The organism is Synechococcus sp. H55.11 (genome assembly GCF_047462475.1).
Lineage (GTDB): Bacteria > Cyanobacteriota > Cyanobacteriia > Thermostichales > Thermostichaceae > Thermostichus.
The window spans coordinates 14,120-36,107 of record NZ_JANSJI010000138.1; the positions used below are offsets into that span (position 1 = coordinate 14,120).

Annotated in this window: 28 protein-coding genes and 1 pseudogene; 19 read left to right on the top strand and 10 right to left on the bottom strand. The window is 60.8% G+C overall.

The window, feature by feature from the left end; genetic code table 11:
- Positions 1–179 precede the first annotated feature (179 nt).
- Both NW853_RS05835 and NW853_RS05840 read left to right on the top strand, forming a co-directional pair.
- Positions 180–1,232, top strand: a complete 1,053-nt coding sequence (locus NW853_RS05835) for a dipeptide epimerase (protein ID WP_414348296.1) — start codon at positions 180–182, stop codon at positions 1,230–1,232.
- Positions 1,232–2,293 (top strand): DUF1611 domain-containing protein, encoded by a 1,062-nt coding sequence (locus NW853_RS05840; protein ID WP_414348299.1) that lies wholly within the window; start codon positions 1,232–1,234, stop codon positions 2,291–2,293. Before NW853_RS05835 ends, NW853_RS05840 begins: the two co-directional genes overlap by 1 nt.
- Positions 2,294–2,376: 83 nt before the next feature.
- Here NW853_RS05840 and NW853_RS05845 read toward each other — a convergent pair whose 3' ends face one another.
- From NW853_RS05845 to NW853_RS05860, 4 genes are all read right to left on the bottom strand, one after another.
- On the bottom strand, positions 2,377–2,745 hold the full coding sequence (locus NW853_RS05845; protein ID WP_414333005.1) for a YccF domain-containing protein: 369 nt from the start codon (positions 2,743–2,745) through the stop codon (positions 2,377–2,379).
- Positions 2,746–2,895: 150 nt separating this feature from the next.
- On the bottom strand, positions 2,896–4,155 hold the full coding sequence (locus NW853_RS05850) for an MDR family MFS transporter (RefSeq protein WP_414333004.1): 1,260 nt from the start codon (positions 4,153–4,155) through the stop codon (positions 2,896–2,898).
- A gap of 81 nt (positions 4,156–4,236) precedes the next feature.
- On the bottom strand, positions 4,237–4,383 hold the full coding sequence (locus NW853_RS05855; protein WP_414333003.1) for a hypothetical protein: 147 nt from the start codon (positions 4,381–4,383) through the stop codon (positions 4,237–4,239).
- Between the two features lie 347 nt (positions 4,384–4,730).
- Positions 4,731–5,024: a hypothetical protein gene (locus tag NW853_RS05860; protein WP_414333001.1), complete on the bottom strand. Its 294-nt coding sequence runs from the start codon at positions 5,022–5,024 to the stop codon at positions 4,731–4,733.
- A 214-nt stretch (positions 5,025–5,238) separates the two neighbouring features.
- Between NW853_RS05860 and NW853_RS05865 the strand changes: the two genes are divergently transcribed.
- The 4 genes from NW853_RS05865 to NW853_RS05880 all read left to right on the top strand — a co-directional run bounded on the left by NW853_RS05865 (position 5,239) and on the right by NW853_RS05880 (position 7,366).
- On the top strand, positions 5,239–5,481 hold the full coding sequence (locus NW853_RS05865) for a Ycf34 family protein (protein WP_011434378.1): 243 nt from the start codon (positions 5,239–5,241) through the stop codon (positions 5,479–5,481).
- Between the two features lie 142 nt (positions 5,482–5,623).
- The gene (hemF, locus tag NW853_RS05870; RefSeq protein ID WP_414333037.1) at positions 5,624–6,637 is read left to right on the top strand and encodes an oxygen-dependent coproporphyrinogen oxidase; all 1,014 of its coding nucleotides are present in this window, start codon (positions 5,624–5,626) and stop codon (positions 6,635–6,637) included.
- Between the two features lie 24 nt (positions 6,638–6,661).
- Positions 6,662–6,862 carry a hypothetical protein gene (locus NW853_RS05875; RefSeq protein ID WP_414348301.1) on the top strand — a complete coding sequence of 67 codons (201 nt, stop codon included), beginning with the start codon at positions 6,662–6,664 and terminating at the stop codon, positions 6,860–6,862.
- A 6-nt stretch (positions 6,863–6,868) separates the two neighbouring features.
- Positions 6,869–7,366 (top strand): alpha/beta hydrolase, encoded by a 498-nt coding sequence (locus NW853_RS05880; protein ID WP_414348304.1) that lies wholly within the window; start codon positions 6,869–6,871, stop codon positions 7,364–7,366.
- 1 nt (position 7,367) lies between these two features.
- Here the strand turns inward: NW853_RS05880 and NW853_RS05885 are convergent, their stop codons facing one another.
- The 4 genes from NW853_RS05885 to thrC all read right to left on the bottom strand — a co-directional run bounded on the left by NW853_RS05885 (position 7,368) and on the right by thrC (position 10,243).
- On the bottom strand, positions 7,368–7,895 hold the full coding sequence (locus NW853_RS05885) for a DNA-3-methyladenine glycosylase (protein WP_414348348.1): 528 nt from the start codon (positions 7,893–7,895) through the stop codon (positions 7,368–7,370).
- 77 nt (positions 7,896–7,972) lie between these two features.
- Complete coding sequence (locus NW853_RS05890; RefSeq protein ID WP_414332997.1) at positions 7,973–8,248, bottom strand: ubiquitin-like small modifier protein 1; 276 nt, start codon at positions 8,246–8,248, stop codon at positions 7,973–7,975.
- A gap of 36 nt (positions 8,249–8,284) precedes the next feature.
- Complete coding sequence (locus tag NW853_RS05895; RefSeq protein ID WP_414348306.1) at positions 8,285–8,809, bottom strand: fasciclin domain-containing protein; 525 nt, start codon at positions 8,807–8,809, stop codon at positions 8,285–8,287.
- A 93-nt stretch (positions 8,810–8,902) separates the two neighbouring features.
- Positions 8,903–10,243 carry a threonine synthase gene (gene thrC, locus NW853_RS05900; protein ID WP_414348309.1) on the bottom strand — a complete coding sequence of 447 codons (1,341 nt, stop codon included), beginning with the start codon at positions 10,241–10,243 and terminating at the stop codon, positions 8,903–8,905.
- 308 nt (positions 10,244–10,551) lie between these two features.
- On the opposite strand from thrC, the gene mnmG reads away from it, so the two are divergent.
- The gene (mnmG, locus tag NW853_RS05905) at positions 10,552–12,486 is read left to right on the top strand and encodes a tRNA uridine-5-carboxymethylaminomethyl(34) synthesis enzyme MnmG (RefSeq protein WP_414348312.1); all 1,935 of its coding nucleotides are present in this window, start codon (positions 10,552–10,554) and stop codon (positions 12,484–12,486) included.
- Here mnmG and tsaD read toward each other — a convergent pair.
- Positions 12,447–13,544 carry a tRNA (adenosine(37)-N6)-threonylcarbamoyltransferase complex transferase subunit TsaD gene (gene tsaD, locus NW853_RS05910; RefSeq protein ID WP_414332990.1) on the bottom strand — a complete coding sequence of 366 codons (1,098 nt, stop codon included), beginning with the start codon at positions 13,542–13,544 and terminating at the stop codon, positions 12,447–12,449. The two genes, mnmG and tsaD, sit on opposite strands and share 40 nt — an antisense overlap.
- Positions 13,545–13,735: 191 nt before the next feature.
- Between tsaD and NW853_RS05915 the strand changes: the two genes are divergently transcribed.
- The 3 genes from NW853_RS05915 to NW853_RS05925 all read left to right on the top strand — a co-directional run bounded on the left by NW853_RS05915 (position 13,736) and on the right by NW853_RS05925 (position 15,040).
- On the top strand, positions 13,736–14,281 hold the full coding sequence (locus tag NW853_RS05915) for a Photosystem I reaction center subunit III (RefSeq protein WP_414332988.1): 546 nt from the start codon (positions 13,736–13,738) through the stop codon (positions 14,279–14,281).
- 69 nt (positions 14,282–14,350) lie between these two features.
- Entirely contained in the window at positions 14,351–14,470 is a 120-nt protein-coding gene (locus NW853_RS05920; protein ID WP_011434365.1) for a photosystem I reaction center subunit IX, read from the top strand.
- A 99-nt stretch (positions 14,471–14,569) separates the two neighbouring features.
- A complete protein-coding gene (locus NW853_RS05925) occupies positions 14,570–15,040 on the top strand; it encodes a photosystem I reaction center protein subunit XI (RefSeq protein ID WP_414332986.1) in 471 nt (156 codons plus the stop codon).
- Positions 15,041–15,052: 12 nt separating this feature from the next.
- On the opposite strand, the gene NW853_RS05930 is transcribed toward NW853_RS05925, so the two are convergent.
- Positions 15,053–15,232, bottom strand: a complete 180-nt coding sequence (locus NW853_RS05930) for a CsbD family protein (protein ID WP_414332985.1) — start codon at positions 15,230–15,232, stop codon at positions 15,053–15,055.
- Between the two features lie 376 nt (positions 15,233–15,608).
- Between NW853_RS05930 and NW853_RS05935 the strand changes: the two genes are divergently transcribed.
- The 9 genes and pseudogenes from NW853_RS05935 to NW853_RS05975 all read left to right on the top strand — a co-directional run.
- A complete protein-coding gene (locus NW853_RS05935) occupies positions 15,609–15,998 on the top strand; it encodes a ribonuclease III domain-containing protein (RefSeq protein ID WP_414332983.1) in 390 nt (129 codons plus the stop codon).
- Positions 15,999–16,024: 26 nt separating this feature from the next.
- A complete protein-coding gene (rlmB, locus tag NW853_RS05940) occupies positions 16,025–17,116 on the top strand; it encodes a 23S rRNA (guanosine(2251)-2'-O)-methyltransferase RlmB (protein WP_414348315.1) in 1,092 nt (363 codons plus the stop codon).
- Positions 17,117–17,165: 49 nt separating this feature from the next.
- Complete coding sequence (locus NW853_RS05945) at positions 17,166–17,423, top strand: DUF1816 domain-containing protein (RefSeq protein ID WP_414332979.1); 258 nt, start codon at positions 17,166–17,168, stop codon at positions 17,421–17,423.
- On the top strand, positions 17,423–17,740 hold the full coding sequence (locus tag NW853_RS05950; RefSeq protein ID WP_414332977.1) for a 2Fe-2S iron-sulfur cluster-binding protein: 318 nt from the start codon (positions 17,423–17,425) through the stop codon (positions 17,738–17,740). The genes NW853_RS05945 and NW853_RS05950 overlap by 1 nt, the downstream gene beginning before the upstream one ends.
- A gap of 61 nt (positions 17,741–17,801) precedes the next feature.
- Positions 17,802–18,008 carry a hypothetical protein gene (locus tag NW853_RS05955; RefSeq protein ID WP_414332976.1) on the top strand — a complete coding sequence of 69 codons (207 nt, stop codon included), beginning with the start codon at positions 17,802–17,804 and terminating at the stop codon, positions 18,006–18,008.
- A gap of 379 nt (positions 18,009–18,387) precedes the next feature.
- Entirely contained in the window at positions 18,388–19,218 is an 831-nt protein-coding gene (thiD, locus tag NW853_RS05960; RefSeq protein ID WP_414332974.1) for a bifunctional hydroxymethylpyrimidine kinase/phosphomethylpyrimidine kinase, read from the top strand.
- 23 nt (positions 19,219–19,241) lie between these two features.
- Positions 19,242–19,799: a GDYXXLXY domain-containing protein gene (locus tag NW853_RS05965; protein ID WP_414332972.1), complete on the top strand. Its 558-nt coding sequence runs from the start codon at positions 19,242–19,244 to the stop codon at positions 19,797–19,799.
- A gap of 52 nt (positions 19,800–19,851) precedes the next feature.
- Complete coding sequence (locus NW853_RS05970) at positions 19,852–21,123, top strand: peptidase C39 family protein (RefSeq protein ID WP_414348316.1); 1,272 nt, start codon at positions 19,852–19,854, stop codon at positions 21,121–21,123.
- A gap of 354 nt (positions 21,124–21,477) precedes the next feature.
- Positions 21,478–21,988: pseudogene (locus tag NW853_RS05975) on the top strand (hypothetical protein); the annotation flags it as partial.

Here is a 21,988-nt window from a genome sequence, read left to right on the forward strand (position 1 = left end):
GGCAAAGCCATTGGAGATGAGACAGGTGTTGGGTTTGTCGCAGTAGTAAAGGCGGGCCCTCCACCATAGACAGCGGACAGGGCAGGGGATAACTTTTTTTCTGAGCTAGGGGGCGGTGGGAACCGAGCTAAGCTCGAATGGAATTGCCCCTCAAAGCTTTCTCTCCTCTGGAGATGCCCATGCGGTTTTATGTTGAAGCTTTCACCGTTCACAAGCGCTATGCCCTGACCATCAGCCGAGGTACCTACAGTGAGGCTGCGCTGGCGTGGGTGCGGATCGAGGAAGAGGGGATTGAAGGGTGGGGAGAGGCTTGTCCCTTCTCGCTAAGCGACGACTGCCACCAGTCCCTGGACGATATCCTCATGGGCCTAGATGTGGCCAAAGGGATCCTGAGGCGCCACTCCCCCTGGGAGCGCCAGCAAATCGAGGCTCAGTTGCTGCAGGCCGGGATCCCGTCGGCGGCGCGGGCGGCGGTGGATATGGCTCTGCACGATTGGATGGGCAAACGACTGGAGAAGCCCCTGTGGCAGTTGTGGGGGCTGGATCGCTCCCGCATTCCGTCCACCACGTTGACCATTGGCATTTCCACCCCTCAAGCGGCCCGCCAGCGGGCCTTGGCCTGGATGGAACAGACCCAAGCGCGGGCCTTTAAGATCAAGCTGGGTAGCGACTTGGGGCTGAGGGCGGATCAGAACATGCTGATTGCTGTGCAAGAGGTGATCCCGCTGGGATCCTTGATTACAGTGGATGCCAACGGGGCTTGGACGGTGGAGCAGAGCTTGAGCATGAGCAACTGGCTGGCGGGGCAAGGGGTGAGCTACCTAGAGCAGCCTTTGGAGAGGGGGCAGGAGGCGAAGCTGATCACCCTCTGGCACGAGTCGAAGCTGCCCATCTTTGTGGATGAGAGCTGCTGCGACAGCCGCGATATTCCTGCCCTGGCGGATCGCGTCCACGGCATCAACATCAAGCTGATGAAATGTGGGGGCCTCAGCGAAGCCTGGCGCATGATCCACACGGCCAAATCTTACGGGCTGCAGGTGATGCTGGGCTGCTACAGCAACACGGCTCTGGGGAATACGGCGGCGGCCCACTTGGCCCCACTGGTGGATTATCTGGATTTGGACAGCCACCTCAATCTTGTCGAGGATCCCTTCGTCGGGGCCGTCCTGCAGGAGGGCCGTCTCATCCCCACCGACCGACCGGGCTTGGGGGTAGAGCTGCGGGAGGAGTAATGGGAAAGCCGGGATCCCTATCCAGCCAAACTCGGGTGGCCATCCTGCTCCACGGTGGCCTGCTGGGGGAGCACGGCAAAACGGGCTTGGGGCTGCTGCGCTACGGGCCTTTCCCGGTGGTGGCGGTGATCGACCGGGAGCAGGCGGGGGGATCCCTGGTTCATCTGACCGGCATCGCCAAAGCCATTCCCATTGTGGCCTCGGTGGCGGAGGCGCTGGCCTACCGGCCTGAAGTGCTCGTGATCGGGATTGCCCCTTCGGGCGGCCAGTTGCCACAAGCCTGGCGGGAGGAGTTGCGCCAAGCCCTGCAAGCCGGCCTATCTCTGGTGAACGGTCTCCACACGCCTCTGGCCGAGGATCCCCAGTTGCGGCAGTGGCTGCAGCCGGGAGCCTGGATCTGGGACATTCGCCGCGAACCCCCCAACCTGTCGGTGGGAAAAGCTTTGGCCCGCACCTTGCCCTGCAAACGGGTGTTGACGGTGGGCACCGACATGAGCGTGGGCAAAATGTCCGCCAGCCTGGAGCTGCACCGGGCCAGCCTGAGACGGGGACTGCGCTCCCGCTTTTTGGCCACCGGACAAACCGGGATCCTCATCAGCGGCGAGGGGATCCCGTTGGATGCGGTGCGGGTGGACTATGCCAGCGGAGCGGTGGAGCAACTGGTGCTGCGCTCTGGCTTTGACCACGACATTTTGCACCTCGAAGGCCAGGGATCCCTGCTCAACCCCGCCTCTACAGCGACCTTGCCCCTGCTGCGGGGATCCCAGCCCACCCATTTGATCTTGGTTCACCGAGCCGGCCAGACCCATATCAAAGGGATGGACTACGTGCCCATCCCACCTTTGTCCAAGGTGATCGAGCTGTACGAACAGGTGGCCATGGCTGCTGGTGCCTTCGCCCCTGTGCCGGTGGTGGGGATTGCCCTCAATACCTTCGGCTGGGAGGAAGAAGCGGCGCTGGAGCAGATCCGCCAGGTGCAAGCCGAGACCGGACGGCCCTGTACCGATGTGGTGCGCTTTGGGGCGGATCCCTTGTTGGAGGCGATTTTGGCGGCAGGATGACCCATAGTCTGCATCCGCCCCTACCGTCAGCTTGGCGAAGTCTTCGGAAATCAAAAGGCGAGATCCCAAGTCCACCCACTTCCTCAGCGCAGATCTCGGCCAAAGGGCAACAAGGACAAAATAATTAACTTCATGTGTTGTTTTGCAAAAGGGATCCCGACAATGGTGATGGCCAGAATCAGAGCCCAGAAGAGATGGTTAAGCACCAGCGGCCAGCCGAACAGCAATAGCCAGATAACGTTAAAGATCAGCAGCAGCGGGCTGTTGGCATCGGGATACTCCACCACTTCTTTCCCAAAAGGGGCCAGCACTGCAAACCCCAGTTTGATGCTCTGCCAGCCAAAAGGAATGCCGATGATCGTCAGGCAGAGGCTCAGCCCTCCCAAGATATAGCCCAAACCTGTCAGCAAGCCCCCGAAGATGAGCCAAATGATGTTGCCAATCAAGCTCACAATTCAGATCCTCCACCGTTGAGACCAGAGCCCTCCTGTTCGGCATCCTCACCCAAAAAACTGGGTCTCAAGACCCATCTTTGAGGACGGATTGATCCTAACAAGCTACTGGCCAAGCCGGGATCCCCAGATCCGCTTCTTTTCTGCGCTTTAGGGCTCCACGATCAGAGGCGCTGTGGCTCTATTCACCTGGCAGGGCAGAATGCGATTAAGAAAGCCGAGGATCCCCAAAACCAGGCCGACGCTGATCACCCAAAAGACCCACAACCCGCTTGCCCACGGTTGCGGCAAGTCCAAAGCCATCCCCCCAATCATGGGGCCAACGGCAAATCCTGCCGCCCAACAGAGGGAGTTGACCGACAGATACACCCCCCGCAAGTGATCCGGCGCCAAATCCGCCACCAAAGCAGAGGCCGAGGGGTTATAGCTCACCAACGCCAACGAGAGCACCACCAGAGCCAAGGCCGCCACCCCCAAAGCCGGCCCGGTTCCCAGCCCTGCCGCCAGGCCGCTGAGCCAAACCAGGAGAAATCCCACCCCCCACATTAGGGCGGATCCCTGCAACCCTTGGACGCGCGTGCGGCGGTTTAGCCAACGGGCCACCGGCATCTGCAGCAGAGCAATCAGAGCCCCATGTAAGGCAAACAGAATGCCGATTTGCACCTCTGGGATCCCTACCCGATTGCGGAAGTAGAGGGGCATGCTGCTGCTGAGCTGAGCGATGTAAGTGGTGAACAGGATATTCGACAGGCCAAACACCAAGAGAGAGCGATCCCCAAGGGCGGTTTTCCAACCTGCTAACACAGGCTCTGTCGCCGAACAGGTGGCCCGGGTTTCCCGGATGAAAAACCAGAGCACCGCCAAAAAGATTAGAAAAGTAACACCATCGATTACAAACAAGAGCCGATAGGCCCCCGTCAGAGCCACCAGCGTGCTGGCCATAGCCACCCCAAGGCTGAGACCCAGGCTATCCCCCAGGCGGTTGAGAGCGTAGGCTTCGTTGCGCTGCTCGCGCGTGGTTAGATCCGCTACAATCGCTTCTGCAGGCGGCCAGTATAACCCTTGCCCCAAACCTGCCGCCACGTTGGCCAAGGCAAAACTCCAGAACTCGTAGGAGAGCGCAAACCCAAAGGATCCCACGGCAGAAATAGACAGCGAGAGGATCAACGTGGAGCGGCGCCCCCAAGAACCATCGGCCATCGAGCCGCCCAGGATGCGGCCAAACACCCCGGCAAAAGCCATAACGCCCAGCCCCAAGCCCACTTGGGTGGCGGTCAGCCCTACCCGATTGACAAAAAAGAGGGTGGCATAAAACAGGGTAAAGCCGGTTCCGGTTTGGGAAAGCAGCCGACCGATGAAGATCAGCCAGACCTGAAAACTGAGCTTCGGCCACCAGGAAGGGATCCGCATAGGGGCTGTAACGGAGGACAAATTACCTAGGCTACGGGATCCCGCTTGCCGACGCCAGCGCCCGGGTAGATCAGGCCCAGCCTAATCTCCATTGCGAGAACGCCCCTCCTGCAGAGAGCCAACAGACAGGGCAATCAATTCCCCCAAATTCAAATACTCGCTCAACAGCCGCGCCAACCTGTACACTCGGTAGTCGAGCTGCGCCAAGCTATTGTCCATCACCTTCATCACTACAGCACACCCATCTTCCTGAACTGACTTGCAGCCCTCTCCTAAGCCATCCTCAGCCGGCTCGCCTCTGCAAGCAAGGCAGCAAGACCAGCCAAGAGGTCAAACGGTACAGCTTCTTACCACGTCATCTCCCTCAGCCAAGGTAGATCCATCCCTTGCATAGATTAGGATCCTGCTTGGCTGCAGAACTCTCCTGAAGGTGGAAAAAGCTGTCAGGCCTTCCGACTCAATTATAGACAAAATCTGACGGAGTTTAAACAAGTATTAAGCAGAAAGCCCCGCTGGCCACCGAAACGGCTGGCCAACCTGCGGCATCCTTAGCGCCGGAAGGGGCCCACTGGCTGCTAGCCGACGGCCATCCGCGACTTGGCTGCCACAGCTCGCTCTTCCTCTGCCTCAGGGGGAACGGCCACAAACTCGATGTGGTTGAGCAGGGTGGTCACAAAGGCGAAGAGCAAAAAAGGCAGGGAAATGACCAAAATCAGGGCGATGGTGAGAAAGGCATAGAGGGGGCTATTCATCAGGGAGAGGGCAGCGCCCAGGCTGGCAAAGATGACAATCAACCAAATGATGATCTGGCCGTAAATATCTCCAAAGGAGAGGGTGCAGGTGAAGCGGTAGCGGGTGTGGGTGTTCATGGCAATTCCTTGGGATAGCCTGGATAGTTCGATCCTAGAGGCAGATCCAGCCTCAGCCTGAGAAGTATGTCGAGATTCTAGATGAGAGACGAGGAGATGCCTCTGTTTGCTAAGAAATATCTCAAGAGCCGGCTGAGAAAGAGGGGATCCCCTGTCTAGAAAAGGGCCGGATGCTACTCTCGAGATCGGGAACCGTCTCTTGCAGGCAGCAACCATGTGTATTTGTATTCACTGCTACTACGTAGACCGCTGCACCACCTACCATGCCGTGGAAGCGCAGCATCAGCAGCCCCATCTCACTTTGACGCCGGATTTTGAGCCGCAAGGCCCCCAGATCAATGTCAATATCCGCAACGGCGGCACGGAGATGGAATGGGATGTGGTGGGCTGCCAGAGCTTTCGCGAGGAACGGAACAAATGGGCGCGGCTCCGTCCCTACGAGGCGGTTCCCACGTAAGATCCCAGAATGGCCTGGACCTAAGCTGCGCACTGTACCGTCCAGGGGCGGTCAGAGCTCTTGGGTTCGGCTGCCCCAGCTTGAGAGGGTTTGTTGGGACTGGGGATGTTTTTGGCAAGTTGCGAGAGATAGGAAGACGATGATGCTGGCCTCAAGCCCGACAGCGCTGCCGGTGGACGCCCGCCAACAGGTGAGCCGGTTCATGCAGCGCCTACAGGATGACATCTGTGCCCGTCTGGAAGCCCTGGATGGCAAAGCCAAGTTTCGCGAAGACCGTTGGGAACGCCCTGGCGGAGGGGGTGGGCGCTCGCGGGTCATCCAGCAGGGAGACGTATTTGAGCAGGGGGGAGTCAATTTTTCCGAGGTGTTCGGATCCCATCTGCCCCCCTCGATTCTGAAACAGCGCCCAGAAGCGGCAGGGCATTCTTTCTATGCCACCGGCACTTCCATGGTGCTGCACCCCCGTAACCCTTACGTGCCGACGGTTCACCTGAACTATCGCTATTTCGAGGCGGGGCCGGTTTGGTGGTTTGGGGGCGGCATGGATCTCACCCCCTATTACCTGTTTGAGGAGGATGCGGCCCATTTTCACCGCACCATCAAGGCGGCCTGTGACCGCTTGGATCCCGCCTACTACCCGGCTTTCAAGATCTGGTGCGACCGCTACTTTTTCCTGCCCCACCGGGGTGAGGCCCGCGGCGTTGGCGGCATTTTCTTCGACTATCAGGATGAGCGCCCCGGCCTCCTTTACCGTCCTGAGGGTCAGGCAGAAGGGGATCCCGACCAGCTTGCGACTGAACCGCCACCGCTGCAAGTGCGGGTGGGATGCCGCAGTTGGGAGCATCTTTTTGAGCTGGTGCAAGCCTGTGGTGAGGCCTTTTTGCCGGCCTATGTGCCCATTGTGGAGCGGCGCCAGGGAATGGAATGGGGGGAGCAGGAGCGACAATTCCAGCTCTATCGGCGCGGGCGCTATGTGGAGTTTAACCTGGTCTACGACCGGGGCACGATCTTCGGGCTCCAGACCCAAGGCCGCACCGAGTCGATCCTGATGTCGCTGCCGCCGTTGGTGCGCTGGGAATACGGCTACGAGCCGCAGCCGGGCACCTGGGAAGCCAAGCTCTACCAGGTTCTGCGGCACCCCCAGGATTGGGCATAGTTTCCCCGTCGGGAGGATGTCTGTGTGTCTCCCCCTTTGCCCCTCGCCTACCGCTTTCAGCCCCCCCGCCAAGCCGGCCTGGGATCCGCACCTGTGTTGGTGATGCTGCACGGGATCGGCAGCCACGAGGGGGACTTGTTCCAGTTGGCTCCCTATCTGGATCCCCGGTTTGCGGTGATCAGCTTGAGAGCCCCCATTGCTTGGGGTGTAGGCGGGTTTGCCTAGTTTGAAATGGCCTGGACGCCGGAAGGGCTGGTGGGGGATCCGCAGCAGGCACGCGATAGCCTCCAGCTCCTGAGCCGCTTTCTGGAGCAGGTGTTGCCGGATGGGCTCCCGGATCTTTCTAATCTTGCTTTGGATCCAGGCCAGGTGTATTTGCTGGGGTTTAGCCAGGGGGCGATCATGAGCCTGTATTTGGCTCTGACCCAGCCGGAGAAGCTGGCAGGGGTGGTGGCGATGAGTGGGCGCCTATCTCCAGAGATCCTGGCCGAGGCGGTGGAGCCGGAGCGGATGAAACACCTGGCCATCTTGGCGGTTCATGGCACTGCCGATGCCGTTTTGCCGATTGCTTTTGGCCGCCAGATCCGGGACTATTTCGCCCCGTTGCCGCTGAACTTCACCTATCGCGAGTACGAGATGGGCCATGAAGTTGCTCCGGAGAGCCTGCGGGATATTCAGACGTGGTTGCAAAACCGGTTGGATAGAAGAGATTCGCCAATGAAAGCGTGACCTAATAGCGCGACACCGCCGGATGATCCTTAATGTACCAGCGCCAGGGGAGCTCGGCCCCATGGGTAATGCCAATGCGGGTGGTCTGGACGATGGGCAACTGTGCTTCCCAAGCGGGGGATCCCTCTAGCCAAATGCCTTCCTGGCCGGCTTCCGCCCGCTCCAGCCGCCAGCCGTTGTGGGATCCGTCGATGCGCAACGCCTGACAGAGCAGGCCCGGCCCTGACGCCACCCGTGCAGGCTTCGAGCGCTTACTGGCCGGGATCCACTCCGGCAGGCAATCCAACTGGGCTGCCCGGATCAAAACTGCCGAGGGGATCCCTTCCGCGTCGGTGACGATGTTCAAGCAGTGGTAGAGGCCGTAGATGCGATAGACGTAGAGATGGCCCGGCGGCCCGAACATCACCTGATTGCGCCGGGTCTTGCGGCGATAGGCGTGGCAAGCCGGATCTCCGGCGGTGTAGGCTTCCGTTTCCACGATCTGGGCCCGCACCTGCAGCCCATCGGCAAATTGCCGCACCAGCACCATGCCCAGCAAAGCAGGCGCCACCAGCGGCGCCGGCTGGCTTAACCAATCCCTGGGATCCACGGCAGACTCGGCAGGCCTCAGCCCCCGGCAACAGCAGGGACGATGCTCACCTCATCCCCATCCTGAAGAGGGGTGTCGGAGCCGTTGAGGAAACGAATATCTTCGCTGTTGACATAAAAATTGACAAAGCGGCGCAATTCCCCCTTCTCGTCGCACAGCCGCGCCTTGATGCCCGGATAGCTCTGCTCCAAGGCCTCCAGCAACTCCCGAACTGTGGATCCCTCGCAATTCACCACCTCCTGATCCCGGGTGAGTGCCCGCAGCGTGGTGGGAATCAACACCTTGACCGCCATAAGCCAATGCTTCGTCCATCGACCAACATTAGAAGACTAGGGTAGCAGCACCCCGTCAATGCCGTGAATCACCCCGTTCGAGACCGGAATATCCGCCAGGTTCACGCTGGCCCCGTTGACCCGGATGCTGCCATCGGATCCCACCTGCACCCGTAGCGGCAACCCTGCCAAGGTGGTCAGAGTAGTCGATTGGCCGGGCCGCAGGTCAAACGAGGTAATCCGCCCCGGCACCACATGATAGGTGAGGATGCGGGTGAGCTGATCCCGGTTGGCCGGCTGCAACAACGTCTCTACGGTGCCCGGCGGCAGTTGGCCAAAAGCTACATTGGAAGGGGCAAAGATCGTAAATGGCCCCGGCCCCGCCAACGCCGTGTTCAGCCCCGCCGCCCGCAAAGCCGCCGCCAACGTCGAGTAGCTGCTGGGCAAAGTTTCCAGCTCAACGGCAATGGTGTTCAGCCCCTGGGGCCGAGCCGTGGGAGCCAAAGCAAGAGGGGTCAACACAGCCACCGCCACCGGCAGGCAGCGACGCGCAAAGTGACGGACAGAACGAAAGATAGGCATGGTGCAAAGCTCCTGAGCAAGTGGGCCTGTACCAGGGATTGTAACAGTTCTTCATTAAGACTCCGTTAAGAGCCCAGGGGGATCCCCCTCGCTTCAAACCGAGGCCTCTTGCCAGTCCAGCCGCTCCAGGGTGCGGGCCCGCTCCAACGCCTGTTCAAAGCTCTCCAGCTTGGGCGAGATCAGCAGCGGATGGCCCACCTGCGCCTGTACTGCCTCCTGGGTCTTCAAGCCATTGCCGGTAATATAGGCAACCGTAACCGCCTCAGGATCGAGCTGGCCGGCTTCGGCCAGGTGTTTGAGCACGGCGATGGTGGTGCCGCCGGCGGTCTCGGTGAAGATGCCCTCGGTCTCGGCCAGGAGCTTGATGCCAGCGATGATCTCGGGATCCGTAGCCGTCGCGATCTGGCCGCCGGTCTTGCGGGCGATCTCCAGGGCGTAGATGCCGTCGGCAGGGTTGCCGATGGCAATGGACTTGGCGATGGTATTGGGCTTAACAGGAGTAACAAAATCCCGCCCTTCGCGAAAGGCCTGGGCAATGGGTGCACAGCCCTGGGCCTGGGCGCCATGGAAGGTAACCGGCTTCTCCGCCACCAGCCCTACCTTCACAAACTCCTGGAAACCTTTGTAAATCTTGGTGTACAGGGATCCGGACGCCAGGGGGATCACCACCTGATCCGGCAGTTGCCACCCCAGTTGCTCCGCCACCTCGTAGGCCAGGGTTTTCGAGCCTTCTGCGTAGTAGGGGCGCAGGTTGATGTTGACAAAGCCCCAGCCGTAGCGATCGGCCACCTCGGCGCAGAGGCGATTGACCTGGTCGTAGTTGCCCTCCACGGCCATGACGATGGGGTTGTAGATGAGGGATCCCAGCACCTTACCCGCTTCTAAGTCCGCCGGGATGAAGATGACACAATCCAAGCCGGCGTGGGCGGCAATGGCGGCGGTGGAGTTGGCCAGATTGCCCGTGCTGGCGCAGGAAACGGTGGTAAAGCCCAGCTCCTTGGCGCGGGTTAGGGCCACCGACACCACCCGATCCTTAAAGCTGAGGGTGGGCATGTTGACGGCGTCATTTTTGATGTAGAGGTTTTTCAACCCCAACCGCCGGCCCAGCCGCTCCGCCTTCACCAGAGGCGTCATGCCGGTGCCCACATCGATGGGCCGCTCCGAAACCACCGGCAGAAAAGGCCGATAGCGCCAGATGGACAGCGGCCCGGCCTGGATGCTCTGCCGGCTGACGGCGCCCTTGAGCCAGTCGTAGTCGTAGACCACTTCCAGGGGGCCAAAACACAGGTCGCACACGTGCTTAGCCACCGGCTCGTACTCAGCCCCACATTCGCGGCAGCGCAAGCGGCTGAAGCCCACCTGGGGGTTGCGCAGGGCAGGAGCCGCCGGGGCAGCGGCAGAGCTGAGCGGGCGTTGGGAAACGGTTTGCGTCATGGAAAGCCTCTGGCGGGAGAAAGGGTTAGAGCTTGCTCACCCGATTGTTGAAGGCAATCTTATCACCCCCGGTCTACCCCGTCAACCAAATCCGACTAAAATAGTCTGGATTAGATTCGACTGGGGAGAGCGGGATCCTGGCCGGTTTGGGCAACCTCGGGGCGGCAAACTGGTGGGGGTCTGGCCAAGGAGCCTTTTCCTCTTGCCGAGATGTGGGGATAGCCCTCTATCCATCGCTAGACTGGAGAAACAAGCTGTAACAACCCAATTGGGATAGGGGATCCCGGTAGCCAGCAAGGGGCAATCCGATGCTCAAAGTTGGACGAGACAACGTGGATTTTCTCGACCACTACGACGTGATTGTCGTGGGTGGGGGGCATTCCGGCTGTGAAGCGGCCTTGGCGGCAGCACGCTTGGGCTGCAATACCTTGATGCTGACGTTGAACCTGGACAAGATTGCCTGGCAGCCCTGTAACCCCGCCGTGGGCGGCCCGGCCAAGTCGCAACTGGTGCACGAAATCGACGCCCTTGGCGGCGAGATGGGCAAGGTTACCGACCGCACCTATTTGCAGAAGCGGATCCTCAACCGCTCGCGGGGGCCGGCGGTGTGGGCCTTGCGGGCGCAAACCGACAAACGCGAGTACGCACGGGTGATGCGCTCGGTGGTGGAAAACCAACCCAACCTGACCCTTCGCGAGGGCACCGTCACCGACCTGGTGCTGGGGCGCAACGATGAGGTGGTGGGCGTGGTTACCCACTTTGGCAGTGTCCTCGGCTGTGGGGCGGTGATCTTGACCACGGGCACCTTTCTGGGGGGGCGCATCTGGATTGGCCGCCACTGGCAACCTGCCGGCAGGGCGGGGGAATTTGCCGTCGAAGGCCTGACCGACACCCTGCGCCAACTGGGCTTTGAGACGGGCCGGCTGAAAACCGGCACCCCTGCCCGTGTGGATCGCCGCAGCGTCGATTTTTCCGTGATGGAGCGGCAACCAGGGGATCCCGACGTGCGCTGGTTTAGCTTCGACCCGGAGGTGTGGGTGCCGCGGGAGCAGATGGACTGCTACCTCACCCGCACCACGCCGGAGACCCATCGCATCATCCGCGAAAATCTCCACGAGACCCCGGTCTACGGCGGTTGGGTGGAGGCCAAGGGGCCTCGCTACTGCCCCAGCATCGAAGACAAGATCGTCCGTTTCGCCGACAAGGAAAGCCATCAAATTTTCATCGAGCCGGAAGGGCGGGATCTGCCGGAGCTCTACATCCAGGGGTTCTCGACGGGGATGCCGGAGAAAATCCAGATCCAGATGTTGCGCTCCTTGCCCGGCCTGGAGCGGTGCGTGATGCTGCGGCCTGCCTACGCCGTGGAATACGACTATCTGCCGGCTACCCAGCTCTACCCCACCCTAATGACCAAAAAAGTGCAGGGGCTGTTCTGCGCCGGCCAAATTAACGGCACCACCGGCTACGAGGAGGCGGCAGCCCAGGGGCTCATAGCCGGGATCAATGCCGCCCGCCTGGTGCAGGGCAAACCCTTGGTCACTCTGCCGCGCGAGTCCAGCTACATCGGCACCCTCATCGACGACCTCTGCACCAAAGAGCTGCGGGAGCCCTACCGCATGCTCACCAGCCGCTCCGAATACCGTCTTATCCTGCGCGCCGATAATGCCGACCAACGCCTCACCCCCCTGGGGCGGGAATGGGGCCTCATCGACGACCGCCGCTGGGCTCTTTTCCAGGCCAAGCAAGCCCGCATTGCCGCCGAGATCGAGCGCCTGGAAACCCAGCGGGTTAAGGCCCACGACCCCGCCGGGATCCACCTCAGCCAACTGACCGGCCAGGGGATCAAAGGATCCGCCACGCTGGCCGAGATCCTGCGGCGCAACCCGATCCACTACGCCGACCTGCTGGAGCTGGGCTTGGGCAATGAGGAGCTGGATCCCTTTGAGCAGGAGGCAGCAGAAATTGCCGTCAAATACAGCGGCTACATCCAGCGGCAGCAGAACCAAATTGAGCAGGTGAGCAAGCAGTACCACCGCCCCCTGCCCCCCGATCTGGACTACCACTCCATCCCCACCCTCTCCAAAGAGTCGCGGGAGAAACTGGCGGCCGTCCGACCCCTGACGGTGGGCCAGGCCGCTCGCATTGGCGGCGTCAACCCCGCCGACATCAACGCCCTGCTCATCTACCTCGAGGTGCGGCAACGTCAGAGGGCAACGGCAGAACCCGTTAGCACCTCGCGGTAATCTCTGCCCCCCTTGCCGTAGAGGGCAGGGATCTCTTCCAGGGGCAGGCGCGAAGCTACGCCCAGATCCAGGGGTGAGATCTCTCCCCGCAGCCAGTGGCAGAGGCCGGCTGCCCCGATCATGGCGGCGTTGTCGGTACAGAGGGCAACAGGCGGGATGATCACCCGCAGGCCCTTGGGTCGGCCCGCTTCCAGCAGGCGAGCTCGCAGCTCCCGGTTGGCGGCCACCCCCCCTGTAACCAGCAGGGTTGAGAGGCCCAGCGCCTCGGCACAGGCCACCGCTTTTTCGGTCAGCACGCGGGTGAGGCAGGCCTGGAAGCTGGCAGCAATATCGGCCACGGGCAGTTCCCGGCCTTCCTGCTGCAACTGTTGCACCAGGCGCAGCACCGCCGTCTTAAGGCCGCTGAAGCTGGTGTCGTAGGGGTGATCCAGCTTGCCCGCGGGCAGGGGGAAGCGGTTGGGATCCCCTTGTTGCGCCCAGCGGTCGATCGGCGGCCCGCCCGGATAGCCCAGCCCCAACAGCCGCGCCACCTTGTCAAAGGCTTCGCCGGCAGCATCGTCACGGGTGCGGCCCATCGTCTGGTACTCCCCATAGTCCTTCATCCAGATCAAGCTGGTGTGGCCCCCTGAAACCAAAAGGCAGAGACAAGGGGGACGCAAGTCGGGCTCGGTCAAAAAGCCGCTGAACAGGTGGCCCTCCAGATGGTGCACCCCGATCAAAGGTTTGTTGTAGAGCAGGGCCAAGGTCTTGGCCCCCATCAGCCCCACCAGCAGGGATCCCACCAGGCCCGGCGCACAGGTGACGGCAACAGCATCCACCTCGGCCACGCCCAGCCCGGCCTGGTGCAGCGCGGACTCCAGCACAAAGGGCAGAGTTTCCACGTGGCGGCGGGAGGCCACCTCCGGCACCACGCCCCCATATGCAGCATGGAGGTCAATCTGGCTGGCCACCACAGAGCTGAGCTGCCGCGGGGCAAACCCCGGCCAGGCCGCATCTGCCTCCACCACAGCCACAGCCGTTTCATCACAACTGGTTTCGATGGCGAGGACGCGGGCCATGGGAGAGCAAGTGGGGGAAAAGGGGTGGGAACGCTTCAGGATCCTTAAGAATTGTGTGAGCTAAAACTCGGGATCCGTCGAGGTGAGGCGCTCGGGAGTATGATACTAACCGTTTAGTGCCTGTTTCTGCACTTAGCATTCCTGCACATTTAGACAGATCCTAGACCCCTAGCTCAAGGACACATCCTGCTATGCGAACCCTTTTGAGTTTCCTTTTGGCCCTCTGCATCGCGCTTGGCCTTGCCCAATCTGTGCAGGCAGAACCCTTGATCGGTCTGAAGCCTTGCAGCGAAGTTCCCGCTTTTCAGGCCCTGATGAACGAACGCCTGAGCAGCCTCGAAGAGAAGATCCTCAACGCCAGCCCTGACCTGGCTCCTCTCTACCAGCAAAAGCTGGCCCAAACTGAGAAGCGCTTTGAACGCTACAGCAAGCTGCTCTGCGGCGAAGAGGGCCTGCCCCACTTGGTTACAGATGGTCGATTGAATCATGCGGGCGAGTTTCTCATCCCCGGCCTGCTTTTCCTCTACATTGCCGGTTGGTTGGGCTGGGCCGGACGCTCCTACCTGATTGCAGTTCGAGATGAGGAGAGCCCGGAGATGAAAGAAAGCCTAATCGATGTAGCGCTGGCGCTGCGCTGTTTCCTCACGGCTCTGGTTTGGCCCGCGGCTGCTTTGAAGGAAATTGCCAGCGGTGAAATTCAGGAGCCAGAAGCTGCTGTGCCCATCTCGCCCCGCTGAGGAACCTCAGCCCGGCCTTCCTTAACTCGATTATCGGTTCATTATCTGTTCAACTCTTGAGAGGCGTCTATGGCTGATTTCACCAAGTTTCTCACCACTGCTCCGGTGGCCTTTATCCTGTTTTCCAGCTTCGTTTTTGCCCTGTTTATCGAGATCAATCGCTTCTTCCCGGACATTTTGACGTTCTGAGTGGAAGCAGGGGATCCCCGCCACGACCCGTGCCCGGCGGGATCCCTGCTTTTTTGAGCTTTTTTCCATCTCTTTTGAACCGGACACAGAGTTGCTGAAATGGTCGAACCCAATGCCGATCCCGCTCCGTTGAATATGAATAGGGGATACGTCACCGTCCCCGAAGGAGATCCGCAGATTGGCGATCTCTGGACGCCGATCAACCACGCGTCTGTTGTCCGTCTGTTGATAGACTGGTTGCCCATCAACCGACCGGGATTGAGCTCCATTTGGCGGGGCTTGGAAATCGGCATGGCCCACGGCTATTGGCTGGTCGGCCCCTTTACCAAGCTGGGGCCGCTGCGCAACGAGTCCATCGGTCTGCTGAGCGGCTTTCTGGGAGCCTGTGGCCTGATCTTAATCCTGACGGCAGCCCTCTCTCTCTACGGCACTGTCTCCTCGCAGCGCAACGGGGGATCCCAGTCTTGGAGCGAATTGGCGGCCGGCTTTTTGATAGGGGGGATGGGCGGGGCGATTGTCGCCTATCTGCTTTTGCTCAACGGAGATCTGTTATTCCCCAATTTCGGCTAAGCGGTTTCCTCTCTAGTCCATCCCCTCATCTGCGACGTCTTTGAGGGACTCTTCAGCCGTCTGTTGAGCAGCAGCTTCGGCCAGTTCGGCTTTACTTTCCAGCTTTTCGCGTTGATCGCCGGCCAGCTCGCCCACTGCTTCCTGGATTTGGCTCTTCTTGAGGGGGGGAGTCACTTGCTTGTCAAGGCTCATAGCGTCAGACCCTTGCCGGTACCGCTTGGTTTGTCATGGTTGTTCTAAGCACGATTAAGACACTTTGCCTCTCTCACAAGGGGAGAGGGGAGCTGGAGATCAACGGACAGGCTGTTTCATACCCTTTGCAATGACCATAACCAGCGCTTTTTCTTCCCCAGCTTCGTGATCCAAATCACTTACAGAAGCGGGGGTTCAGGGCGACAGGGAGACTGGCAGCATGGCGGAAACTTGCCCTAGCATGGACTGGATCGGCCCGGATTGAGTCTTGAATTTGTCATGAGCCGACAGCAGCGGTTCTGGATATTTTTTCAACGAATAGTTGTTGTAAGCTGTTGTGAGCGATCTGCTGTCCGACCCCACTGCTGAAAGATCTTTGGCCGAAATCCGTCGCCTATCGCCCGCAGCCTTGGCCTACTTGGGAGATGCCATTTATGAACTGCATGTGCGGCGGCAACGGTTGTTTCCGCCGGATCGGCTGGAGCGCTATCACCAGCAGGTGGTGAGGCGGGTGCGCGGCTCGGCACAGGCCAAGTTGTTGTTGGCGCTGTTGCCCCATCTCAACCCCGAAGAGCAGGAGATCGTCCGCTGGGGTCGCAATGGCTGCGGTCGCCCACCCCGGCATCTGCCTCTGGCCGATTACCAAAACGCCAGCGGCCTGGAAACCGTTCTGGGCTATCTCTACCTGGTCAATCCCGAACGACTTCGCCATGTCCTCGCCCTCACCGATGTTTTGGCTGAGACCCTGGGCGAGGAGGAAGGCTAGGATAGTCTTTCGTCTTTACCTCTTCCATGCCCATGCCCAAGCCTTCTCAGCGCAAACCTGCTCTACGGCTGTCTCGCTCGGGCAAACTGCAACGGCGAGGAGCAGGGCAATCCGTCGGCAAGCGGGGACAGTGGCCCAAACGCCGAGATGGGGGGCCCAAGCTTGTCACTCAAGAGGCTCCCCGCCGCAACGCACAACGGCAGTCGCCTCAAGGCCAGGTGGATTCTCAATTGACAGGCAAACTGGATCCCGGCCTTCCCATTGACGGGACAGGGGTCTTGCCGGAAGAAGCCCAGCCTCAGGCCGAGTTGGAGCAAGAGATTATCTACGGCCGCCAGACGGTACTGGCTGCTCTGAGAAGTCAAGCTACCCTCAACCGAGTTTGGATCCTGCCAAAGTTGCGCTACAGCCCGCCCTTTTTCTCTCTGCTGGAAGCAGCCAAAGGGCGGGGCACCGTTATCGATGAGGTATCTCCACAACGGCTGAACGCCCTCACGGCTGGTGCCAATCACCAGGGTATCGCCGCCCAGGCCACGCCTTATCAGTACATGGATCTGGAGGATTTGGTGGAAAAAAGCCGTCAGGCCGGCCCCCATCCGGTGCTGGTGGTGCTAGACGGGATCCAAGATCCCCACAACCTGGGGGCTATCGCCCGCAGCGTGGAAGCGTTTGGTATGCAGGGGATGGTGATCCCCCAACGGCGGGCGGCAGGGGTAACCGCGACGGTGATGAAGGTGGCGGCAGGAGCCCTCTCCACCTTGCCGGTGGCGCGGGTGGTGAACTTGAATCGCGCTCTAGAATATCTTAAAGAGCAGGGGTTTTGGGTCTACGGCACCACCAGCCAAGGGGCTCCCCCCGTCTACGGCGCCGATTTTCGCCGTCCCATCGCCTTGGTGGTGGGATCGGAAGGGGAAGGGATCAGCCTGCTCACCCAGCGCCACTGCGATCAACTGCTGTCGATCCCCTTGGCGGGCCGCACGGAAAGTTTGAATGCTTCGGTGGCAGCGGGCATCGCCCTCTATGAGATTCACCGGCAGCGCTCCCCCCACCAGCTCAAACGCGCCGAGGTCGAAACATTTCTCAACAAATCGTCAACAAAAGCAGTAGAATCTAGTTGATGATTGCCAAAGATCCCGAACGATCTTTGGCACTTGTGAATAGGGGGGGATGGATCCCGTGAGCAACTCTTTAACCAGTCTGTTGGATAGGCTGCTTGGCTTATCGGTTTGGATCGAGATCACCACCGACGACTGCACCTACTACTACGGCCCCTTTGCCAGCGAGAGAGAGGCAGAGGCGCATAAGAGTCACTACATCGCCGACCTGGAGGCGGAGGGGGTCAAAAGGATCGAGGCTCAGGTGAAGAAAATGCGCCAGCCGCAGTCGCTGACGGTGGCCCGCACTCCTTCGCGGGTGGGTTCCTAATGGCGGCTATGGTTTATCAAGTAACTGTCCATCACCGGGGCCAGACCTACCGCTTCCCCGCCGCGGCGGATCAGACGGTTTTACAGGCGGCTCTGGAGCACGGCCTGGAGCTACCTTCCTCTTGTCAGGCGGGAGTTTGCACCACCTGTGCAGGGCGGCTGAAGTCGGGATCCGTGACCCAGGTGGATGCAATGGGGATCGGGCCGGAACTCAGGGCTCAGGGCTTTGTCCTGCTGTGCGTAGCTTACCCTACCTCTGATCTGGAGGTGGAGACCGATCAAGAGGAAGAGGTTTACCGTTTACAATTTGGCTCCTAGCCGTGCCGGATCCCACGCCTGCTTCTACGCCAGTTTATTGTGGGATGGTTTTCGACAGCCTGTGAAGCTGCATTTTCTCCGCCTGTCTTTGCCCCTGAGTTGGCCGGTTTCTGCTTCTCAACTGGAGGGATCCCTTCTCCAGCAAGTGGCCGAGGAGTTGGGGCGGCCAGCCTCCCTACTGCGCTGGAGCCTGACGGCGGTGGAGGGGGAGAGGGCTTGGGTGGAGGTGGTGGCTACCACCGCGGATGGCTCTCCAGATCTAGGCTAGAACAGCCCACTCCTATGGCTATTTCAAACCCGATTCAGACACTCCCTCACCCCCAACCCCTCTTCCAGAGGCCCTCACCCCCAGCCCCTCTCCCTCTGGGAGAGGGGAGTTAGAGCGGCGGGTTCGTGACAGCGTTGCGTAGCAATAACGACGTGACGAACCCATTTGATATTTGAAATGACTATGGTTGGCTTCTTGACGGGCGTCTGGAAGCGTTTTCCCAATACCTCAGCGGTCTCAGACTATCGGGAACCAACAGTTTCACTGCTACGTTGAAAAGATGATCGATATCGATTGATGGAAATGACTATCGGTACCCTCGGCAGTTTTTGTCGTTTGGCCAATGTCTGTCCCCACATCTGAACCAACTCCGGCTCCAATGTTGGCCGAGCAGCATCCCCCTGTCGCCCTCACCATCGCTGGATCCGACAGCGGTGGCGGAGCGGGCATTCAAGCAGATCTGCGTACCTTTGCCTTCCAGCGCGTACACGGCACTTCCGCTCTGACCTGCGTGACCGCCCAGAATACCCTGGGGGTTACCCGGGTGGATCCCCTGCCGCCGGAGGCAGTGGCTGCCCAGATTGAGGCGGTGGTGCAGGACATCGGGGTGCAAGGGATCAAAACCGGCATGTTGCTCAACGCCGAGATCGTGGGGGAGGTGGCCCGGCAGGTGGAGCGCTGGGCGTTGCGGCCGCTGGTGGTGGATCCGGTGATGGTGTCTCGCACGGGAGCTAAGTTATTGGCCGATGAGGCCATTCAGGCCATCTGCGAGCGGCTGATCCCCTTGGCTCAGGTGCTGACCCCCAACCGCTACGAGGCCCAGATTTTGGCAGGGCTGGAGCTGCAGTCGCTGGCAGATATGGAGGCGGCGGCCCGGCGGATCCGCAATTTGGGCTGTGGGGCGGTGCTGGTCAAAGGTGGGGGCATGCCGGGGGAGTTGCAGGGGGTGGATGTGTGGTTCGATGGCGAGCGGCTGGAAGTGCTGAAAACGGAGCGGATCCCCACCCGCCATACCCACGGCACCGGTTGTACCCTCTCGGCGGCCATTGCGGCGCAACTGGCCTGGGGCAAGGATCCCTTGGCGGCTACGCTGGCGGCCAAAGCCTATGTAACAGAAGCGCTGCGGCATCCCTTGGCCATTGGCGCGGGGCAGGGGCCGGTGGGACACTTCTACCCGCTTTTGTCCGAGGTCGACAAACCTGTGCCATAAGAGAGAAGTCGCTCCCTCTGGCTATGTCGAATCTTTTTAAGAAGGGATCCCTGCCCCAATGGCGGTTTTGGCTGGCCCTGCTGCTGCAACTGGGCATTGTTCTGCTGATACCGGCTCGGCAGGCGCTGACCCTCGCCACCGGAACTACGATCTACTTGCAAACGGCCCCTCTGGATCCCTATGACCTCTTGCGGGGCCGGTACGTGACCTTGGGTTACGTCGTCGATCGCCGCTCCACCCTGGAACAACTGCCGGGTTGGTCATCTGAATTGGACAGACCAGGGATCCTGTATCTGCGCTTAGCTCCCTCCGGCGGGGATCCAACTCAACCTTGGCAAGCCATCGGTGTCAGCCGGGACATGCCCAAAGACGTGAAGCCTGAAGAGAAAGTGCTGCGAGGCCGGTTTGACGGGTGGCGGCTCAAGTTTGGCATCGAAGAATTTTTTATTCCCGAAGCGGTGGGAGATGTCCTGGAAGAGGATATTCGGCGTTATCCCGAAGCCACGCGGGCAGAAGTGAAAGTGGATCCCTGGGGCAAGGCAGCGTTGATTGGCCTCTGGGTAAGAGAGCGCCGCTACTAAATGCCCTTTTGCAGAGTCATTGTGTCCGGCTTTTAATGGGGGCAAGCCGACCATGCGGGTTGCAGAAGGCCAGAGCGGTTGGCAAGGGCTGTTTGGGCTGGTCAGCGCGGCTGTACTGCTCCTGCCCGCGTTGGCCCAGCCGGCTCCAATTTCTCCAGGACTCTTGCTGATGCAAACCCAGACCCACTCCACCTATCGCACCGGATTGCAGCGCTGGCAGGCCCCCCAAGGTTTTCAGGACTGGTCAGCCCGCGGGATCCGGCTGAACCCCCAAGGGCAATTGTTCTTGGATCCAGAGGGCTGGCGGCAAGCAGTCAGCTCTGAAGCACCTGAGTCGGCGTTTCAGGGCCGGCCTTTTTATCCCCCCGGCAGCTATTGGGTGGGAGAAGCCGTCAGCCCGGAAGTTCCCGCCAGCTTTCCTCTGGTGGAGGCGATCGTCTCCTGGAATGCCACCACGCCCCCCGGCACCTGGTTGGAAGTGGGGATCCGCGCCAAGCTGCAGAGCCGCTGGAGCCGGTGGTATCACGCCGGGGTGTGGGCCGCCGATCCGGCCACCCTGGCCAGCCACTCCGTGCGCGGGCAGGCAGATGAGGACGGCAACCTAAACACGGATTTGTTGGTGCTCAAGGATACCCACAACGGGGCAGAGGCTTTTCAGGTCAGGGTGCGCCTATTCACACAAGAGGCGGGCCGCTCTCCCCTGGTGGATCAGGTGGCGGTTGCCTTTTCCAACCAGCCGGCCCAGCCCAGCCACCTCTCCCCTGGGGATCCCAGCCGCTGGGGCCAGGTCTTGGCTCTGCCCTTGTGTTCCCAGATGGTGTACCCCGACGGGGGAGCAGCTTGGTGCAGCCCCACCGCTTTGGCCATGGTGATGGCCTACTGGCAGCGGGATCCCCGCCCCTGTGAGCCGTTGGTGCGCGCCGCGGTGGCTGGGGTATACGACCGGGTTTACCGAGGCCACGGCAACTGGGCCTTCAATGTGGCCCATGCCGCCGAGCGAGGTTTGGCCGGCCTGGTGGCACGGCTGCAGAGCCTGGCCCAGGCAGAAGCCTGGATCGCAGCAGGGGTGCCAGTAATCCTCAGCTATGCCTGGGGTGAGGGAGAGCTGGAGGGGGCGCCGCTCCCCCGCAGCAACGGCCATCTGGCGGTGCTGGTGGGGTTCGATAGCCAAGGGGATCCCATCCTCCACGATCCGGCGGCCAAGACCAACGAAGAAGTTCGCCGCACCTACCGCCGCGACCAGCTGGAGTCTTTGTGGTTGGCACACTCCGGGGGTACTGTCTATTTGATTTATCCGCGGGACTGGCCGATCCCAGAGCTATAAGTCTAACGACCGTCGCTCACCCTGCCAGACGCTTCTGCTCGAAGAGGCTGGGATCCCGATCTGGACACTTGAGCAGACAAACGCAGACACAACTTGGCAAGCACCCAACTGCCATCTGGCTTTTCGGCGGGGATTTGAGTAAGGATAAGTAGAGTGAGGAGTGTAACTCACCTGTGGGTGAGGGCAGTTGGTTATGAATAGAAATGCAGTTCAGGGCCTGAGGCATTGGCCGAGCTGGCTCCTGCAGCAGGGAAGGTGCTGGGCAGTTTTCGCCAGCTCGTACGCTGAGGAAGACAGATATGGAGGTTTGGGTTCCCGCCATTTCCCAGTTTGGGGGAGAGGATAAGCTGCATCATGCCACGACGGGTTTCCCCTGCACCGCTATCTCTGCCGGCGCTGAGTGCCCTGGTGCTGGCCCTCTCGGCCTGCGGCGAGCTTTCTTCCTCTAATTTGTCTCCCAGCGTCGTTCCCCCTTCTGCCCTGCAGCCGGTTTCCACTCCAACTCCCCTCACCCCCTCCGCCTTTGCCCTCACGCTCGAACAGGCCCGCCAAGCGGGTCTGGCGGTGCCCAACAATCGCATCGTTTTGCTGCTCCAGGAACAGGGATCCGATCTGGTGGCCCAGCTCCCGGCTTCAGAGGTGGATCGCTGGCTGGCCCGCACCCCCACCTGGCCAGGAGTGGAAGGGATCGACTTGAGCATTACCCTGGGCAGCTATCGCCAGACCGCCACCGCGCCCCTGCGCCCAGGGCAACCGGCCACCTTCACCTTTACCAACCCGCCCGCCGGCGAAGCGGAGCTCAGCGCCGTCGCCTACCGGGGATCCACCACCTTGGCGCAAGGAAAGGGATCCCTGACCCTTTCTG

What these genes read in the sequence shown, in the direction of transcription:
- NW853_RS05835 (WP_414348296.1), top strand. Translation starts at nt 180, where the DNA reads ATGCGGTTTTATGTTGAAGCTTTCACCGTTCACAAGCGCTATGCCCTG.
- NW853_RS05840 (WP_414348299.1), top strand. Translation starts at nt 1,232, where the DNA reads ATGGGAAAGCCGGGATCCCTATCCAGCCAAACTCGGGTGGCCATCCTG.
- NW853_RS05850 (WP_414333004.1), bottom strand. Translation starts at nt 4,155, where the DNA reads ATGCGGATCCCTTCCTGGTGGCCGAAGCTCAGTTTTCAGGTCTGGCTG.
- NW853_RS05855 (WP_414333003.1), bottom strand. Translation starts at nt 4,383, where the DNA reads ATGAAGGTGATGGACAATAGCTTGGCGCAGCTCGACTACCGAGTGTAC.
- NW853_RS05860 (WP_414333001.1), bottom strand. Translation starts at nt 5,024, where the DNA reads ATGAACACCCACACCCGCTACCGCTTCACCTGCACCCTCTCCTTTGGA.
- NW853_RS05865 (WP_011434378.1), top strand. Translation starts at nt 5,239, where the DNA reads ATGTGTATTTGTATTCACTGCTACTACGTAGACCGCTGCACCACCTAC.
- hemF (WP_414333037.1), top strand. Translation starts at nt 5,624, where the DNA reads ATGCTGGCCTCAAGCCCGACAGCGCTGCCGGTGGACGCCCGCCAACAG.
- NW853_RS05880 (WP_414348304.1), top strand. Translation starts at nt 6,869, where the DNA reads ATGGCCTGGACGCCGGAAGGGCTGGTGGGGGATCCGCAGCAGGCACGC.
- NW853_RS05885 (WP_414348348.1), bottom strand. Translation starts at nt 7,895, where the DNA reads ATGGTGCTGGTGCGGCAATTTGCCGATGGGCTGCAGGTGCGGGCCCAG.
- NW853_RS05890 (WP_414332997.1), bottom strand. Translation starts at nt 8,248, where the DNA reads ATGGCGGTCAAGGTGTTGATTCCCACCACGCTGCGGGCACTCACCCGG.
- NW853_RS05895 (WP_414348306.1), bottom strand. Translation starts at nt 8,809, where the DNA reads ATGCCTATCTTTCGTTCTGTCCGTCACTTTGCGCGTCGCTGCCTGCCG.
- thrC (WP_414348309.1), bottom strand. Translation starts at nt 10,243, where the DNA reads ATGACGCAAACCGTTTCCCAACGCCCGCTCAGCTCTGCCGCTGCCCCG.
- mnmG (WP_414348312.1), top strand. Translation starts at nt 10,552, where the DNA reads ATGCTCAAAGTTGGACGAGACAACGTGGATTTTCTCGACCACTACGAC.
- tsaD (WP_414332990.1), bottom strand. Translation starts at nt 13,544, where the DNA reads ATGGCCCGCGTCCTCGCCATCGAAACCAGTTGTGATGAAACGGCTGTG.
- NW853_RS05915 (WP_414332988.1), top strand. Translation starts at nt 13,736, where the DNA reads ATGCGAACCCTTTTGAGTTTCCTTTTGGCCCTCTGCATCGCGCTTGGC.
- NW853_RS05920 (WP_011434365.1), top strand. Translation starts at nt 14,351, where the DNA reads ATGGCTGATTTCACCAAGTTTCTCACCACTGCTCCGGTGGCCTTTATC.
- NW853_RS05925 (WP_414332986.1), top strand. Translation starts at nt 14,570, where the DNA reads ATGGTCGAACCCAATGCCGATCCCGCTCCGTTGAATATGAATAGGGGA.
- NW853_RS05930 (WP_414332985.1), bottom strand. Translation starts at nt 15,232, where the DNA reads ATGAGCCTTGACAAGCAAGTGACTCCCCCCCTCAAGAAGAGCCAAATC.
- rlmB (WP_414348315.1), top strand. Translation starts at nt 16,025, where the DNA reads ATGCCCATGCCCAAGCCTTCTCAGCGCAAACCTGCTCTACGGCTGTCT.
- NW853_RS05945 (WP_414332979.1), top strand. Translation starts at nt 17,166, where the DNA reads ATGGATCCCGTGAGCAACTCTTTAACCAGTCTGTTGGATAGGCTGCTT.
- NW853_RS05950 (WP_414332977.1), top strand. Translation starts at nt 17,423, where the DNA reads ATGGCGGCTATGGTTTATCAAGTAACTGTCCATCACCGGGGCCAGACC.
- thiD (WP_414332974.1), top strand. Translation starts at nt 18,388, where the DNA reads ATGTTGGCCGAGCAGCATCCCCCTGTCGCCCTCACCATCGCTGGATCC.
- NW853_RS05965 (WP_414332972.1), top strand. Translation starts at nt 19,242, where the DNA reads ATGTCGAATCTTTTTAAGAAGGGATCCCTGCCCCAATGGCGGTTTTGG.
- NW853_RS05970 (WP_414348316.1), top strand. Translation starts at nt 19,852, where the DNA reads ATGCGGGTTGCAGAAGGCCAGAGCGGTTGGCAAGGGCTGTTTGGGCTG.